Source organism: Tunturiibacter gelidiferens, assembly GCF_051013345.1.
Taxonomy (GTDB): Bacteria; Acidobacteriota; Terriglobia; order Terriglobales; family Acidobacteriaceae; genus Edaphobacter; species Edaphobacter gelidiferens_A.
Genome location: NZ_CP132939.1, coordinates 1,578,961 through 1,594,487, shown reverse-complemented (window position 1 = coordinate 1,594,487; position 15,527 = coordinate 1,578,961). Strand labels below are relative to the sequence as shown.

Genomic DNA, 15,527 nt, shown 5'->3' with positions numbered 1-15,527 from the left:
TGTCGCTGGCTGCAGCGGAGGCAGCGTACGGGATAGCGCATGAGGAGTATTTCGGTGAGGTCTTGCGACCGAAGGCTGGATCGGCGGAAGCTCTGGCCGGAGCAGTACTGGCATCGGATGGGAGCGCCATTGCGAGACTCGGTTCCGAGGTACGGGGTGCGAGTGTGGGAGGAGTGTCTGCGGCGGGAACTCTGCTTGTGATCGTCCTTGAATCTCATCTTCAACTCTTATCCTCTTCGGGAAGAAGGGGAAGGTTGAAGAGTTTTTCCGGAGTCCGGCGCGAGGTGGCCGATGTGCGCGGCGCGCGGATCGGGTGCACGGTAGGTCGGGCCGGTGATTTGGAGAGCAGGGTGTGGAGATCGCGGAGGTCTTTATGTAGTTTGCGGAGTTGGCGCGAGTCGATGCTGGTGGGCGCGCCTTCGATGGTAAGAGCCAGTTGCGGCTCGCGCTGCCTGAGTTCACTTTTGAAGACCTGACGGGCGCCTGGGATCGTGTAGCCCTCGTTGTAGAGGAGGCTTTTGATGCGGAGAGCCATTTCTACATCGCGACGTCGGTAAAGACGCTGGCCAGTACCGCCTTTGTGCGGCTTGAGCTGAGGGAACTCGCTTTCCCAGAAGCGAAGGACGTAAGCGGGAACGTCGCAGAGTTTAGCGACCTCACCGATGCGGAAGTAGAGCTTGTCGGGGATGTCGGACCCGGAGGGTGGGGTGGTTTTGCGGATTGGCTGGTGCTGCGCCATGCCAGAAGCTCCGGAACCGCCTGCCCGGCGGGTGTGGTGTATCGTTCGGCTGCTGCCAGTATAGGCCACTCGGTCTGGATGGTTTGTATTTTTCCCGGGTCGGAGCTGTTGAATTTTCAGGCACCTGGGGTGGTGACGGGCTGGCGAGGCTCGGTCTTTCCGCGGGCGCTGCGGAGGTACTGGACGGGCCAGGTGGTGGACTGGTGGAGAACCGCAGCCGCGTGAAGGGGCCAGTAGGGGTTGCGGAGTAGCTCGCGCGCCAGCAGGATGAGGTCAGCCTGACTGGTGCGGATGATCTGGTCTGCCTGGGCCGGCTCGGTGATCATGCCGACTGCGGCGGTGGGGATTCCGGCCTCGCGGCGAATGGCGTCGGAGTGATGGACCTGGTAGCCGGAGCCTACTGGGATCTGCTGAGCGGGGTGGTTGCCGCCGGTGGAGACGTCTACTAAATCGACGTTTGCCCGCTTGAGGAGCTTGGAGAAGGCAACGGACTGCGAGAGATCCCAGCTTGCGCCGAGCGACTCCGGTGCCCAGTCGGTGGCTGAGATGCGGACGAAGAGAGGTAGATGCTGGGGCCATGTGGCGCGTACGGCTTTTACTACTTCGAGGGGAAAGCGGGCGCGGTTTTCGAAGCTTCCGCCGTACTGGTCGGTGCGCTGGTTGGAGAGCGGGGAGAGGAACTCGTGCAGGAGGTAGCCGTGTGCGGCGTGGATCTCGACGAGGTCGAAGCCGGCGGCGAGGGCGCGATGAGTGGCTGCGACGAAGTCGGCGATGATTTTATCCATGCCGGCGCGGTCGAGAGCGTTGGGCAGGGGTAGGCTTCGTCGAAGCGGATGGCGGAGGGGGCTACGGGCTGCCAGCCGCCCTCGGAGGCGGGCATGGTGCGGACCTTTTCCCATGGGACGGACATGCTGGCTTTGCGGCCGGCGTGGGCTAGTTGGGTGCCGGCGTAGGCGCCGTGCTGATGGAGGAAGGCGGTGATGCGTTTGAGCTCGGGGATGTGGTCGTCCTTCCAGATGCCAAGGTCGCCTGGGGTGATGCGGGCTTCGGGGCTGACGGCGTTGGCTTCGGTGATGATGAGGCCGGCGCCGCCAATGGCGCGGCTGCCGAGGTGGACGAGGTGCCAATCGTTGGCAAAACCGTCCATCGAAGAGTATTCGCACATAGGGGATACGGCGATTCGGTTTGGAAGCGTGAGGCCGCGGAGCTTGAGAGGAGCGAAGAGGTGGTTGGTTGGCTGGGTCACTCCTATTGGATGTGGCGGGTTGGATTTGGATCTGAAGGGACAGTCAACCCTTACGGATTAAATTTTTGCGGTGGTATATGGGTGGTTTTCGGTGGAAGTCGCAGATTTTTGTGGTTTATTCGTGGTGAAGATGTGGTGAAATGCGTGGTGGACGTGGAGAAAAAACAGCGGTCATTTGGTAGCTGAAAAATACGCCAAGCATTCCGGATTTTTTCGAGCAGACTGCAAGACGGAACCTCAGGCGACAAGAGAGCGTATTGTTTTTCTGACTGAATGGAGGCTCAAGATGCGGGTGAACCAGAGTACGGCGGCGATGCTGGCAGCGACGATGGCAACGTCGATGATGTTGATGAGCGGCTGCCGGATCGAGAATGACAAACATGGCGATGCCGATAATGTGAAGATTGCTACGCCGTTTGGCGGAATGTCGGTGAAGACGAATGAAGCGGCAGGCGTCGATGCGATTGGGCTGCCTGTGTATCCGGGCGCTGTGATGGTGAAGAAGAAGGATAAGAACGACGGGGCGGCCGATATTAATTTGAGTTTCGGCAGTTTTTCGCTGAAGGTGAAGGCGGCCAGTTACACGACGCCCGATAGTCCGGATCTGGTGGCGGCGTTTTATCGCAAGGCGCTGGGACGATATGGGGATGTGATTCAGTGCCAGAACAACAAGCCGGCGAGTTCGCAGACGCGGACGGCGGAGGGGTTGACCTGCGCGGACGATCAGAAGAATCACGTCAAGGTGGACAACGATCTGTCGGGCAAGATGGAGTTGAAGGCTGGTTCCAAGCAGCATCAGCATATCGTCGGGATCGATCCTGAAGGCAGCGGAACGAAGATCGGGATGGTGGCGCTGGATCTGCCGGGACGTATCTCGGTAGGCGATGACAACGACTCGACCAAACAGTAACGCGGTTGGGTGAGGCTCGGGTGGTGTGGCGGAGTCGCTGCGCTTGCCGCGCCCTTTGGGGTGGGGTAGCTTCATAAGATATGCATGCGTACTGTCACCGTTGCGGAGGCGAGCTTTCTGCCAGTGTTGGGGAGTCGCCGTTCTGCCCCCATTGCGGTTCGCCGCAGATCTATTTGCAGGACTATGAGGAGCAGAACAACGGCGCGGAGGGCGATACGACGGGTGCGACGCCGCCTCCGAGGCCGCAGCAGGTGGAGTGGAAGACGGCGATTCGGTGTGCGCTGCTGGTGGCGGGCGTGGCGGCTGTGCTGAGCGTGGTGTCGGCGCGGGTGCAGTTGGTGTCGCCGCTGACGTGGCTGTGGACGATCAGCGGGTCGATGATTACGCTGGCGCTGTATCAAAAGAGGAAGCCGCTGGCGTGGATGGATGCCGGCATTGGAGCGCGGATTGGCGTGGTGGTGGGCCTGGCGCTGGTCTCGTGTCTTGCGGTCGCGATGGCGGGTGCGGGGTTGGTGGCGAGGTTTGGGCTGCACAGCATGGCGGGATTCGATGCGGATCTGACGCAGGCGCTGCATGCTCAGATCGAGAAGGCCGCTGCGACGGCGCCGGAGCCGCCGGAGGTGCTGCGGTTTCTGTATTCGCCTGAGGTGAGGGCGGGGATTATGCTGGCGGGGTTTGCGATGGTGTCGGGCGTGCTACTGGTGTTGTCGACGGTGGGTGGGGCGCTGGGTGGATTTATGCGGACGCGGCGGAAGGTTTCGGCGTAGATCCGGTCGTGTGGCCTCCGGCGAGGCGGCCCCAGAATCATGGAAGATGGAGGCCTGGATAGGGTGCCGAGACAACTTTCGGTCAGTCGGCAACTGCTGAATGACCGGTACGGAAACATCGTTACCGAACCGAACCAAGCAGAAGATGGCTCTCACGGCTGACTATCGTCCGATTGAGCCCATCGGAGAGCTATGCAACTCAGACGCAACGACCGGAGTCAATTAGGGCAAGCTTTCCGAGGGCAACTGACCCAAACGGGCAAAACTGCATCTACATTCGAGACGGGGGATGGACGTCGATTTGAGCGATTCGTCTGTGGGCTTTGCCGCTCAATTGATACTTCCGACCCAACCTAATATCTGAGAGTTTGGGGGAATACTTTCGTGGCGATCTCTCCAGCGGTGATTCCTGAAAGATCTTCTTCGACCCCACCGCGCAAGCTCCGCCTAAAGTGGTTGCTCGTTCTGGCAGGCGTCGCCATAGGTTTCGCGGCCTGGCGCGTCATCGATGTGCACTGGCCGTACCGGTACCGCAATGTGGAGCCGCTGCTGCAGAAGGTCTTCGCCAGCCAGATCAAGATCGATCACTATCATCGAATCTACTTCCCTCATCCTGGTTTCGTGGCGACCGGTTTGACGCTGCGCCGCAATTCGGCCCCGGACCTTCCGCCGATCGGCTCTGCACGAGATCTTATAGTCCAAGGGAACTGGCTGGATCTGGTGTTATTCCGAGACCGGGTGCGCCTGGTGGATGTCGGGGGCTGCATGTGGTGATTCCGCCGGTAGGCAGCCGCGCCAACCATGAGGACTTCTCACCCGGAAGCAGCGGTGATTTTGCGGGTCCGACGACTGTGGTGGAAGAGTTGAACGTGCATGATGCGGATCTCGACATACTTCGGGTGGACGGGGGCCGTTACTCGTTTCCAATTCACCAACTGGTGATCCGCAATTTTCGTAAAGGTGGTTCGATCTCGTATTTCGTGGACATGCAGAACGCGATACCGGGCGGACACATTGTGGCGAACGGGAGCTTCGGCCCGCTGTATCCAGATAATCTCGGAGCGACCCCGGTGTCGGGTGAGTTTAGCTTTGCTCCAGTGAACCTGGGGGATATTCATGGAATAAGCGGGACATTTTCGGGCAGGGGTCACTTTAAGGGAGCGTTGACGGCGATTGAAGCGGATGCGGACTCGGTGACGCCGGACTTTGCGGTGGGTCGTGGCAAGCCGACACGGCTGGAAGCGTTGGGGCACCTCACCATCAACGGTCTGAACGGGAATATTGTGCTTCATTCGGTTGACGCGCATGTTGGCGCTACCACCGTTCATGCGAGTGGGCAGATTGTGGGCGCGCCGAAGGTGACTAACCTGGACCTGACAGTAACTAAGGGCCGTGCGGAGGATGTTTTGCGGCCGTTTTTCAAGGAGAAGGTTCCGGTGACGGGGAGTGTGTGGCTGCACAGCCACGCGGTTATTGCGGCTGCGGAGGGAGGACGGAAGTTTCTGGAGCGGCTCCGGATGGATGGGGCTTTCGACATACCTGACGAACGGCTTACGGATAAGAGAACGGAGCAGTCGCTTTCAGCCTTCAGCGATCGGGCACAAGGCCTGAAGCGACCGGAGGGCGGAACGTCTGCGGCTGATCCGGCAGCGGGGGAAGATGAGGAAGTTCTCTCCTCGTTGAAGGGTCCAGCGAGGATACGGAACGGTGTGGTTTCGACCGATGGTCTCGATTTTCAGGTTCCCGGAGCTGGGGTGAAGGTCAAAGGAACCTTCAGCCTTTACGACAAGAGTGTCCACATGGTGGGCGATCTTCATATGCAGACGGATCTGTCGCACGTTACGACGGGTTTCAAGTCGGTGCTGCTGAAGCCGTTCGCTCCGTTTTTCAAGAAGCAGAATGCTGGGGCGGTGATTCCTATTGCGATCACGGGTTCTCCGAACCAGTACAAGGTGACGCAGGACCTGGCGCATAACAAGTAAGGGGAGGATGCGGTCTCGCATTCGATGCTCCTGGCAGATTCGGTCTGCGCATTGTGTGCAGAAGGGTGATGCGTCGGATATGTTTTCCCACTGCATTGGCCAGGTCGGGCTGGTATCATCAAGCGCAATTGTATGAGTGAAGATACTGAAGTTCGGAAGCCGAAGTTTCGTGAAAAGGGCAGGCTGATGTCGGCCTCGGAGATCGAGCGTACGCTGGTGCGGCTGGCGCATGAGATCGTGGAAAAACATGGCGGCAGCAAAAATGTCGGCCTGGTGGGGATTAGGCGAAGAGGCGTTCCGCTGGCGCAGAGGCTGGGCGTGCTGATCGAGAAGATCGAGAAGCATCCGGTGGATGTGGGTGTGCTGGATATCAGCTTCTATCGGGACGATCTGTCGACGGATGGGCCGAGGCCGAAGGTGACGCCGGGGGCGATCGGGTTCGATGTGACGGGGCGCGACATTATTTTGATGGACGACGTGTTGTATACAGGGCGGACGATTCGGGCGGCGCTGGATGCGCTGTTTGATTACGGCCGGCCGAAGAGTGTGCGGCTGCTGGTGCTGATCGACCGCGGGCATCGTGAGTTGCCGATTGAAGCGACTTACGTGGGACGGCTGATTCCTACGTCGAAGCGGGAGATTATCGAGGTGAAGTTGAACGAGGTCGATGGGCAGGAGCAGGTGCTGCTGGTTGAGCTGGTGGATTGAGACGGGCCCGCTCCGCGCGGGGCGGTCACTTCGTGACTTGTATACCCCTTCGGATGGCCCTCCCGTTGGTCGGGGTGAGATTTGATTTGCGAGCAACGCGAGGACCTAAGAAGATTCTCCTGCCCCGACCGGTATACGTGTCACGAAGTGACCGCACTCCGCGCAGGAGGCCCGTCCGGCAGGACAGAGATTCGCTCCAGGCTCTAAGATAAATTCGATGACAATATTAGAGACGCGCACGGTTGCGGCTGGTTCTTTGCTGACGGTTGCGAGCCTTTCGGTGGAGGAGGTTGCTGCGATTCTGGCGGCGACGGACCGGCTGGAACGGATGGCTGCGGCGGAGAGAGCGAAGATACTTGCAGGGCGGCGGATTGCGCTGCTGTTTTATGAGTCGAGTACGCGGACCAGGACTTCGTTTGAACTGGCGGCGAAGTCGCTGGGGGCGATGACGACGCTGGTGAGCGATAAGTCATCGTCGATTGAGAAGGGCGAGAGCCTGAAGGACACGGGGCTGACGCTGCGGGCGCTGGGGGCGGAGTGCATTGTGCTGCGGCATGCGAACTCGGGGGCGCCGTATCTGCTGGCGAAGTCTACTGGATTGCCGGTGTTGAACGCGGGGGATGGGATGCATGAGCATCCGTCTCAGGCGCTGCTGGATCTGCGGACGATGTTGGCGCGATTGCCGGGGATCGATGGGCGGTTGGTGAATGCGAAGACGCTTGAGGGCGTTACGGTGGTGATTACGGGGGATATTCTGCATAGCCGGGTGGCGCGGTCGAATGCGATGCTGCTGCCGAGGCTGGGGGCGAGGGTGGTGCTGTGCGGGCCGAAGGAGTTGCTGCCGGAGGATGCGCTGGGGTTGGGAGTTGCTGATAGCAGCGGTACGGTGGAGATTGAGCGGGACTTCGATAAAGCTTTGAAACAGGCTGGTACTGAGGGCAAGGCGGTTGTGATGATGCTGCGGATTCAGCGGGAGCGGCTGGCAGGATTGGAGTTGGATCTGGGAGATTACACTTCGCGGTATCAGTTGGATGAGGAACGGCTTGGGGCACGGGCGCCGGAGGCTTTGGTGATGCATCCGGGGCCCATGATTCGGGGGCTGGAGATCGCGGGCGAGGTGGCGGATGGGCCGAACTCGGCGATTGAAGATCAGGTGCGCCATGGGCTGGCGGTGCGGACGGCTTTGCTGGTGAGGGCGTTGGGTGTGGGTGGATTCGAGAGTGTAACGGTATGAGTGACCTATTGATTTTGAATGGACGGCTGGTGGATCCGGCGAGCGGTGTGGATGCGGAACGGGATTTGCTGCTGCGGCATGGTCGGGTGGCTGCGGTGGAGATGCCGGGGGCGCTGCGGGCGGCGAAGGTCAACGAGACGATTGATGCCAAGGGAATGATCGTCGCGCCGGGGCTGGTGGATGTGCATGTGCATCTGCGGGAGCCAGGGCAGACTTATAAGGAGTCGATCAAGACGGGAACGGCGGCGGCGGCGGCGGGTGGATTCACGAGCGTAGTGGCGATGCCGAATACCGTGCCGGTGAACGATTCGGTTGGGAGGCTGGAGTGGATGCTGGACGCGGCACGTGGCGCGGTGGTGAAGCTGTTTGCGATGCCGGCGGCGACGTTTGGAAGTTTGGGCGAGGAGATCACGGACTTTCACCAGCTGCGGCGAGCAGGGGCGGTTGGCTTTACCGATGACGGAAAGCCGGTGCTGCACGATCGGGTGATGCGCGCGGCTCTGGTGGCGGCTGCGGGGATTGGGGTGCCGGTGTCGCAGCATGCGGAGGATACGCGGCTGACGGGCGGATGCAGCATGAATGCCGGGCCGGTGGCGTTTCGGCTTGGGTTGCGCGGGATGACGGTGGAGGCGGAGTCGAAGATTGTGGAGCGGGATATTCGTCTGCTGCGGGATATTGAGCAGCATGATGGGCTGCGGCCGCATCTGCATGTGCAGCATGTGTCGACGGCGAAGGCGATGGAGGCGATTCGGCAGGCTAAGCGGGCGGGGCTGCATGTGACGTGCGAGGTAGCGCCGCATCACTTCACGTTAACGGACGACGCGGTGGGTGAGTATGACACGAATGCGAAGATGAATCCGCCGCTGCGGAATGATGCGGATCGTTTGGCGATGATCGCCGGGCTGATGGATGGCACGGTGGATTGCATTGCGACCGATCATGCTCCGCATGCGCTGTTTGAGAAGGAGCAGGAGTTTGAGCGGGCTCCGAATGGGATTACCGGGCTTGAGACTGCGCTGGGGTTGGCGTTGCGGGTGCTGCATAAAGGCAATGGGATGCCGATCTCGCGGGTGATCGAGTTGATGAGCGCGCAACCGGCTGGGATTGTCTCGCTCGATGGGCGTGGGACGCTTAGAGTTGATAGCTTTGCGGATGTGGTGGTGTTCGATCCGGCGGCGGAGTGGAGTTTTGAGGCGGGGAAGAGTCGTTCGAAGTCGCGGAATACGCCTTTTGACGGCGCGCCCATGCTTGGTCGGGTTGCGGCTACGATCAGCGAAGGGCGGGTTGTGTTCAGAGTGGATAGATAAGAAGTCTTCACGGCATTTTTTGTTAGTTACTTTATGATTCTGGTGATCCCTCGCGTGTTGTTAGGCTGCCGCGGGACAGGAGACATATGTTCGCGGCTTTTACATGTTTGATCGTTGTTCAATTCGCGATTATTGTGTCGCATGACTTAGTTGACATTCCTGGCTGGGTGCACGGGTCTCAAGTGCAGGCTGTGGTAGGAAGGCGAAAGGTTTTGCTTGCGACGCTTGCAAACTCTGTCTTCCCGGGGATCGCCGTGGGGTTTGCTCTCTATTTCTGGAATCGGCCTAAACCGAACTTCGTTCCTACCTACTGGGTCATCTATTGTGCTGTCGCGCTCTTGTCTGCTGTTGGAATGTGGTACGTTCCTTACTGGCGCGGAGCACCCGTAAAAGAGAGAAGTGAATACATGAAAATGTACGCGGGGACTCGCCACATCCTTCCTGCTCGTGGCGACAATCCCCGTCCCAATGTGTTCCACATAGGGATTCACATCTTGTTTTCAGTGACTTTTTGCTTGGCGCTGATCCTACGTTTTCGCCAAACATAGGGCGAATGCTAAAACCAGACGGACGCGGGGTGTTGCGGATAGAGTATTTTTCTACTGCGCTGTTGCGTGTGAGCGAAGAGACATCGCTATGTATAGGAAAGTGCAAGGGGATCGGAACCAATGGAAGGCGGTTTCGTATAGTGACGCATGAGAGTTTTGCGTTCGGCGGCGGCGCTAGCGGTTGTGTTGACGGTGATCGTGGGGGTGCGGGCCGGTTTTGCTGCGACGACCTACGAGGTGGGCGCGAGTTCGCGGGTGTTCACGCCAGCGCATGTCCGGAACTGGCGGCGCGCGAAGACTGAGGCGCTGGTGACGACGATCTGGTATCCGGTGAATGCTGATGGAAAGGTGTATGAAGAGCCGCAGGTAATTGGACCGCCGGATGGGCCGCTGTTTCTTGCGGGTGGCGCGGCTGTGGATGCTCCGATTGCGAGTGCGCCAGCGAAGTTTCCGGTGGTGATGCTGTCGCATGGCACGGGTGGCTCGGCGATGCAGCTGGCGTGGCTCGGCACGGTGCTGGCGCGTCATGGATATATTGCAGTGGGGTTGAATCATCCGGGGAATAACGCGTTGGAGCCTTATACGGCGGAGGGGTTTGTGTTGTGGTGGGAGCGGGCGACCGACATCAGTGATGCGCTGGATGCGCTGCTGCTGGATCCGACGTTTGGACCACATGTCGACGAAGCACGGATTGGCGCGGCGGGGTTTTCGATTGGCGGCTATACGGTGCTGGAACTGGCGGGTGCGCGTACGGATCAGGAGCGATTTCTCAAAGCGTGCGAGACCGATCCTACGTTACACAAGTGCGTGGTGCCGGAGATGAAGGGCATGGGCGATCCGGAACAGATGCTGAAGAAGGTAAGGGCGAGCAGCGCGGAGTCGATGGCGCGTGGAGGTGCGAGCTACCGTGATCCGCGGGTTCGGGCGGTGTTTGCGATAGCGCCGGCGGTTGGACAGGCGTTCGACGCGGATGGTTTTCGAGACGTGACGATTCCGGTGGCGATGGTCGTGGGAGCGGCCGATCAGATTGCTCCTGTGGCGACCAACGCGGGGAGATTTCTGGCGTTGATACCGAACGCGCATCTGGCGGTGTTGCCTGGTGGTGTGGCGCATTACACGTTTTTAGACGCCTGTACCGATGTGGGGAGGGCGAAGCTTGGCGTGTTTTGCGGAGATGCTGCGGGAGTGGATCGCGAGAAGGTGCATGGGACCGTGTCGGAGATGGCGGTGAAGTTTTTTGATAGGAATCTGAAGTAAGAGAAATGGAAGATTAGATTCTTTTCTGTTCGACTGCGCTGCGCGGTACTCTTTGCAGAAGAAGTGGAGGCCGTCGATAGGCTGGTTAGAGAGCTGAGATCAGGGGACTTGAGGCAAGGGTTCAAATTAACTGATAAAGCAGCGAAGCGTTCCGCCGCAGCGCGCATATTTCCTTCCTCGGCTGTAGGCGGGAAGACTTTCAGCTCGTCTGTATCAATAACCACAGTTCTCAGACAGATGACAGGAGAGGTGTCCGACAGCTTTGATTCCTGTCTTAGCTCTTTCCGCAGCAAAAGCAATCGGCGAGAGAATGCAATGAATTTTATACAGAAAGCATCGCCGCACAGGTTTGGAGGCGCGGATTGTTGCAATACCCATCAGGTAGACTCTTAACGTGACTGCTTCTTCCCGCCGTCTTGTGCTTTTCGTCCTCAATGTGACATTCCTGGTCATCGCAGCTCCGGCGCTGTTCTCGCAGAGTGCCGTTCCGACCGAAGCGACGCTACCTGACGCGCCTGTGCCGCAAGCGCCGGTGGAGATCGCAAACAACACGGCGGGATATAGCTCTTCGATTCTGGATGACGAGCAGACGGCGCAAGCTCAGACCACCCCGGAGCAGCCGACCTCGCCTGGGCAGGCGGATACCACGAAGAAGCCAATGACGGATGGGGAGAAGAAGAGCGCTTCGGAAGAGGAGCTCCAGAAGGAACTTCACCAGCGAATCGGTGTCGTCGTGCCAAACTTCAACGCTGTGCTCGATGGCAACAACCTTCCTCTTACTCCGGGACAAAAGATGCGGGCGTCTTTCCGGAGTGCGATTGATCCCTACCAGGTTGGGCTGGCGTTGTTTACGTCGGCGATCGGACAGGCGCAAAACTCGCACTCCAGCTCCGACCCGATTCCTGGCACAAATCCAGTGCAGTACATGAAAGAGGGCTATCAGCAGGGTTGGGGGGCTTATGGCAAGCGTTTCGGCGCGGCATTCACCGACCAGTTTAACGGAACCATTCTTGGCAACGGAGTTTTTCCCGTGCTGCTCCACCAGGACGCCCGCTATTTCCGGATGGGAACGGGACCGGTCAAGAAGCGGCTCTTATATGCGGTGAGCACCACGATTCGATGTAAGGGCGATAACGGAAATTGGCAGCCGAACTTCTCGAACCTGTTAGGGAACCTGGCGGCGGGCGGCATCTCGAATCTCTACTATCCGAAAGATGATCGGGGATTCGGGTTGACGATCGAGCAAGGTTTTCTGGTGACCGCCGAGGGCATCTTCGGCGCTCTTCTGATTGAGTTTGGCCCGGACGTCATCAGGCATTTTCAGAAGAGTCGTCTTCTTCCGCCGGATGTTGTTGTGACCCAACCCTCCGCACCGAGGAGCCACACCTCTCACCCCGCTCCCTAGAAACCTTTCGCGCGTCGCAAGTCTCTGTCGGGGATTGAGCGGGGTGAGATTTGATCCTGCATCTTCAGGCTTGAAGGATACCCGTCTTCTTTGCGACCGAGGTGAAGGTTTCGAGGGCTCGATCGATCTGCTCGCGTGTGTGTTCGCTGGTCATGATGGTGCGGATGCGGGCTTTGCCCTCGGGGACGGTGGGGAAGGCGATGCCGGTGGCCATGACTCCGGCGTCAAAGAGGGCGCGGGAGAAGTCCATGGTGCGGCGGCCGTCGCCGATGATGATCGGGGTGATTGGGGTTTCGCTTTTGGGAGTTGTGTTGCCGCCGACGTCGAAGCCGGCGTTGGTGAGTTGCTGTTTGAAGTAGGCGGTGTTGGCCCAGAGTCGTTCGATGCGGTCGGGCTCGTTTTCGAGGATGTCGAAGGCAGCGATGCAGGTGGCGGCGACCGATGGCGGGTGCGAGGTGGAGAAGAGGAAGGGGCGGGCGCGATGGTAGAGGTAATCGATGAGGTCGCGGCTGCCGCAGACGTAGCCGCCGAGGGCTCCGATTGCTTTTGATAACGTGCCGACCTGCACGTCGACTTTGTCGGTGGCGTGAAAGTGATCGACGGAGCCGCGGCCGTTGCGACCGAGGACGCCGGAGGCGTGGGCGTCGTCGACCATCATGATGGCGCCGTACTTTTCGCAGAGGTCGGCGAGTTTGTCGACGGGGCCGATGTCGCCGTCCATGGAGAAGACGCCGTCGGTGATGAGGAGCTTGCGGCCGGGCTCGTTCTGAACTTCCTGGAGGAGTTGCTCGGCGTGGGCGATGTCCTTGTGGCGGAAGACTTTGATCTTTGCGCGAGAGAGGCGTGCGCCGTCGATGATGCTGGCGTGGTTGAGTTCGTCGGAGAGGATGAAGTCTTCTTTACCGAGGATGCTGGAGACGGTGCCGGCGTTGGCGGCGAAGCCTGACTGGAAGACGACGCAGGCTTCGACACCTTTGAAGGCAGCGATCTTTTCTTCGAGCTCCATGTGGATGTGCATGGTGCCGGCGATGGTGCGGACGGCGCCGGAGCCTACGCCGTATTTTTTGTGGCGGCGATGGCGGCTTCTTCGAGGCGGGGATCGTTGCAGAGGCCGAGGTAGTTGTTGGAGGCGAGATTGATGACGTGCTTGCCGTCGTAGGTGCAGACGGGAGCCTGCTGGTCGTCGAGTATGCGCAGCTTGAAGAAGGTGCCTCGCTCGCGGAGGTCGTTGAGCTGGGCGGTGAGATGGGCAAGCTGAGGGCGTTTGGCGGCTGCGGTGGTCATGAAATTTATCTTAAACCTTTTGTGGCTGGGCGGTCTCTGGTGCGGAATGAGCATCTTAGGAGGTGACCGGATTTGCGATCGGTGACTTTTGTTCGCTGAAACTCATTTCCGAACTAAGAACGAGGATGGCACGATGAACTTTCAATATTCGAGCAAGACCGTTGGCGCGATGATGCTGGCGTTGGTAATGATGGCTGGATGCAAGTCGAAGCAGGACGCTGCGATTGATCAGGCCAAGAAACAGGCCGCAGCTACGGGACAGGCGCAAACGGTGACTTCGACCGATGGCAACGGTAATGTGACTACAACGACGGTGCAACCGCCAGCGCCGGGACAGGCGACGCAGGCTGTTACGACGACCACGACCCCACCTGTGCCAGCGGCACCGGTAGCGGCGAATACGCCTGCAACCGCGCCTGGGGCCCCCGAACCTGTAACTTCTGATCAGGCTGCAACTGGACAGGCGGTGGCCCCGGGGCAGGTGGATGCTTCGGGACAACCGGTGGTGGCGCCTGCACCTGGGGCTCCGCCGATTGTGCGACCGGCTGACGTCAATATTGCTGCGGGGACCAACCTGACGATTCGGATCAATCAGCACATCAGTGTGAAGACCAGCCATGCCGGAGACCGATTCACGGGAGAGGTGGAGGAGCCGGTGGTTGGGCGGGGCGATCGTGTGGTGATTCCGAGGGGCGCGCCGGTCAGCGGAGTGGTGGTTGCTTCGCATCGACGGGGACACTTCAAAGGATCTTCGATTCTGGAGCTGCGGCTGACGTATCTGACGTTGAACGGGTCGCGATATGCGCTGGATACGTCTGATCTGACGCAGACGAAGAAGGGAAAAGGTAAGAGGTCGGCGGCGATTATTGGCGGCGGTGCCGGAGCCGGGATGCTGATTGGAGGTATAGCTACGGGCGGCGTTGGGCTGCTGGTCGGAGGGCTGGTTGGAGGCGGGGGAGGAACACTGATCAGCGGTTTGACTGGGAATAGGGATATTGAGATTCCGGCTGAGTCGATTGTGCGGTTCAAGCTGGCGGATGATCTGGTGATTCGTCCTTCTTGATTGCGAAGTATGCTGAGAGGAAAGCTCATCCTTGCGGGTGGGCTTTTTCTTGTTCGTGAAGATGTTTTGAGACGAGGTGGTGGGCCTGGTCTGCGATGTCGGTGTCGCCGCCACTGCCCGGGAGCCAGTGCATGTCGGGTTCGCGGCGAAACCAGGTGAGCTGGCGTTTGGCGTAGTTGCGATGACCTTGCTGGGCTTGGGCGACGGCTTGCTCGCGGGTGAGTTCGTTGCGGAGGACGGCAGAGGCCTCGGCGTAGCCGAGCGAGGTGAGAGGGCGGCAGGCTTCGCCGTAGCGAGCTATGAGACGCTCGGCCTCCTCGACCAGGCCGCGGTCGAACATGGCGGCGGCGCGCTGGTTGATGCGTTCGTACAGGAGGGGCGTGCGGGGTTGAGTCCGAGGCGCAGGATGCGGTAACCGGTGAGGGCATCGCGGCCTTGCTGCCATTGTTCGGTCATGGGAGTGCGTTTGGTGGAGTTGAGGGTTTGGCCGGCTGCGAGAGAGACCTCGATGGCGCGTACGACTTTGGGGATGTCGTTGGCGTGGATGGCCGCTGCTGCGGCCGGGTCAAGCCGGGTGAGGAGGCGGTGGAGATATTCGGGGCCGCGGGTGGCAGCGATGTTGCGGAGCCGTTCGCGCTGGCCGGATTTTTGTGGAGGTGATGGGAAGAGGCCGTCAGTGAGGGCTCGGAGATAGAGGCCGGTGCCCCCGGCGACGATGGGGAGGTGGCCGCGTTCGGTGATGCCGGCGAGGGCTTCACGGGCCTGACGGCTGTAGTCGCCTGCGGTGCAGGGTTCGTCTGGCCAGGCAATGTCGATCATGTGGTGAGGGACGAGGGCGCGCTCTTCATGGGTCGGCTTGGCGGTGCCGATCTCCATCTCGCGATAGACGGCTACCGAGTCGCAGCTGATAATCTCGCCGTTGAACTGTCGGGCGAGATAAATGGCGAGCGAAGTCTTGCCGCTGGCGGTCGGGCCGGCGAGAAGGATGAGGGGTTGTTCCGGCGCGCTCACCATAGGCGCCACCAGCCAGTGTGGAAAAGCTGGTGGACGCCGGCGCGGAGGACGCTGAAGAGGAGG

15 protein-coding genes and 2 pseudogenes are annotated in these 15,527 nt (G+C 60.0%); 11 read left to right on the top strand and 6 right to left on the bottom strand.

Annotated features, from left to right (window positions below; translation table 11 throughout):
- Positions 1-220 precede the first annotated feature (220 nt).
- From RBB80_RS07865 to RBB80_RS07855, 3 genes and pseudogenes are all read right to left on the bottom strand, one after another.
- The gene (locus RBB80_RS07865) at positions 221-739 is read right to left on the bottom strand and encodes a MerR family transcriptional regulator (RefSeq protein ID WP_433967639.1); all 519 of its coding nucleotides are present in this window, start codon (positions 737-739) and stop codon (positions 221-223) included.
- Between the two features lie 116 nt (positions 740-855).
- Positions 856-1,524, bottom strand: a complete 669-nt coding sequence (locus RBB80_RS07860; protein WP_433967638.1) for a hypothetical protein — start codon at positions 1,522-1,524, stop codon at positions 856-858.
- Positions 1,525-1,700: 176 nt separating this feature from the next.
- Positions 1,701-1,904: pseudogene (locus tag RBB80_RS07855) on the bottom strand (oxidoreductase); the annotation flags it as partial.
- 367 nt (positions 1,905-2,271) lie between these two features.
- Here RBB80_RS07855 and RBB80_RS07850 point away from each other — a divergent pair.
- The 10 genes from RBB80_RS07850 (at position 2,272) to RBB80_RS07805 (ending at position 12,103) form a co-directional block, all read left to right on the top strand.
- Positions 2,272-2,895, top strand: coding sequence for a hypothetical protein (locus RBB80_RS07850; protein ID WP_433967637.1), 624 nt, complete (start codon positions 2,272-2,274; stop codon positions 2,893-2,895).
- A 173-nt stretch (positions 2,896-3,068) separates the two neighbouring features.
- Positions 3,069-3,662 carry a hypothetical protein gene (locus RBB80_RS07845; protein WP_433967636.1) on the top strand — a complete coding sequence of 198 codons (594 nt, stop codon included), beginning with the start codon at positions 3,069-3,071 and terminating at the stop codon, positions 3,660-3,662.
- 384 nt (positions 3,663-4,046) lie between these two features.
- Positions 4,047-4,436 (top strand): hypothetical protein, encoded by a 390-nt coding sequence (locus RBB80_RS07840; RefSeq protein ID WP_433967635.1) that lies wholly within the window; start codon positions 4,047-4,049, stop codon positions 4,434-4,436.
- Positions 4,433-5,644, top strand: a complete 1,212-nt coding sequence (locus tag RBB80_RS07835; RefSeq protein ID WP_433967634.1) for a hypothetical protein — start codon at positions 4,433-4,435, stop codon at positions 5,642-5,644. Before RBB80_RS07840 ends, RBB80_RS07835 begins: the two co-directional genes overlap by 4 nt.
- Positions 5,645-5,776: 132 nt before the next feature.
- On the top strand, positions 5,777-6,352 hold the full coding sequence (gene pyrR, locus RBB80_RS07830; RefSeq protein WP_433967633.1) for a bifunctional pyr operon transcriptional regulator/uracil phosphoribosyltransferase PyrR: 576 nt from the start codon (positions 5,777-5,779) through the stop codon (positions 6,350-6,352).
- 217 nt (positions 6,353-6,569) lie between these two features.
- The gene (locus RBB80_RS07825) at positions 6,570-7,586 is read left to right on the top strand and encodes an aspartate carbamoyltransferase catalytic subunit (RefSeq protein WP_433967632.1); all 1,017 of its coding nucleotides are present in this window, start codon (positions 6,570-6,572) and stop codon (positions 7,584-7,586) included.
- Complete coding sequence (locus RBB80_RS07820; RefSeq protein WP_433967631.1) at positions 7,583-8,893, top strand: dihydroorotase; 1,311 nt, start codon at positions 7,583-7,585, stop codon at positions 8,891-8,893. The genes RBB80_RS07825 and RBB80_RS07820 overlap by 4 nt, the downstream gene beginning before the upstream one ends.
- 86 nt (positions 8,894-8,979) lie before the next feature.
- A complete protein-coding gene (locus RBB80_RS07815; RefSeq protein WP_433967630.1) occupies positions 8,980-9,441 on the top strand; it encodes a hypothetical protein in 462 nt (153 codons plus the stop codon).
- A 147-nt stretch (positions 9,442-9,588) separates the two neighbouring features.
- A complete protein-coding gene (locus RBB80_RS07810; RefSeq protein ID WP_433967629.1) occupies positions 9,589-10,698 on the top strand; it encodes an alpha/beta hydrolase family protein in 1,110 nt (369 codons plus the stop codon).
- A 394-nt stretch (positions 10,699-11,092) separates the two neighbouring features.
- On the top strand, positions 11,093-12,103 hold the full coding sequence (locus RBB80_RS07805; RefSeq protein WP_433967628.1) for a hypothetical protein: 1,011 nt from the start codon (positions 11,093-11,095) through the stop codon (positions 12,101-12,103).
- 64 nt (positions 12,104-12,167) lie between these two features.
- Here the strand turns inward: RBB80_RS07805 and RBB80_RS07800 are convergent, their stop codons facing one another.
- Both RBB80_RS07800 and RBB80_RS07795 read right to left on the bottom strand, forming a co-directional pair.
- Positions 12,168-13,109: an aminotransferase class I/II-fold pyridoxal phosphate-dependent enzyme gene (locus tag RBB80_RS07800; RefSeq protein WP_433967627.1), complete on the bottom strand. Its 942-nt coding sequence runs from the start codon at positions 13,107-13,109 to the stop codon at positions 12,168-12,170.
- Between the two features lie 44 nt (positions 13,110-13,153).
- Positions 13,154-13,387: a hypothetical protein gene (locus tag RBB80_RS07795; RefSeq protein ID WP_433967626.1), complete on the bottom strand. Its 234-nt coding sequence runs from the start codon at positions 13,385-13,387 to the stop codon at positions 13,154-13,156.
- A 133-nt stretch (positions 13,388-13,520) separates the two neighbouring features.
- Here RBB80_RS07795 and RBB80_RS07790 point away from each other — a divergent pair, with 133 nt between their 5' ends.
- Positions 13,521-14,450 carry a hypothetical protein gene (locus RBB80_RS07790; protein ID WP_433967625.1) on the top strand — a complete coding sequence of 310 codons (930 nt, stop codon included), beginning with the start codon at positions 13,521-13,523 and terminating at the stop codon, positions 14,448-14,450.
- A 25-nt stretch (positions 14,451-14,475) separates the two neighbouring features.
- Here RBB80_RS07790 and miaA read toward each other — a convergent pair.
- Positions 14,476-15,464, bottom strand: a pseudogene (gene miaA / locus RBB80_RS07785) (tRNA (adenosine(37)-N6)-dimethylallyltransferase MiaA).
- Positions 15,465-15,527 lie beyond the last annotated feature (63 nt).